Here is a 530-nt window from a genome sequence, read left to right as displayed (position 1 = left end):
AGAACACGCTTTCCCCCCTTTAAACATTGGGCTAGCGTGCCTGCCTGATGCTAATCTCCCCACCACTTTTACTGCGTCGAGCCATAGCCCTTTGCGGGTCAAGGAAGACGACGATTTTTCAACCATGGAATAACGATCGGGTCACTCATGAATAAATCAGCAAGCGTACTTCTGGGAATCGTTGTGGTTATCGGTGCCGTCAGCGCAGGTGGGGCCTGGTATACCGGCACGAAGCTTGAAGGAGTGCTGAATACCGCTATTGCCGACAGCAACAAGCAAATGCAAACGGCTCTGGCCGGCTCCAATGGCGCCGCGTCGATCGAACTGGTCTCCCTGGATCGTGGAACATTCAGCAGTACCGCGCATTATCGTCTCAAAGGCGAAGGCGAGATGTTTGGTAGCGAGCCGGTCGAATTGTTGTTCGTCGACAATATCGAACACGGTCCGCTGCCCTTTTCCCGCTTGATGACACTTAAATGGCTGCCGGTCATGGCTACCAGTCACACCGAGCTTGAGCGCACCCCCCTGAC

Annotated in this window: 1 protein-coding gene; it reads left to right on the top strand. The window is 54.5% G+C overall.

Annotated features, from left to right (window positions below; genetic code table 11):
* Positions 1–147: 147 nt before the first annotated feature.
* On the top strand, positions 148–530 hold a 383-nt coding region (locus tag OC610_RS28665; RefSeq protein ID WP_264433155.1), incomplete at its 3' end, for a YdgA family protein.

The sequence above is a fragment of the Pseudomonas agronomica genome (assembly GCF_025917275.1).
Classification (GTDB): Bacteria; Pseudomonadota; Gammaproteobacteria; order Pseudomonadales; family Pseudomonadaceae; genus Aquipseudomonas; species Aquipseudomonas agronomica.
Note: the sequence above shows the minus strand (reverse complement) of the source record. Positions and strands in the feature narration are given on the sequence as shown.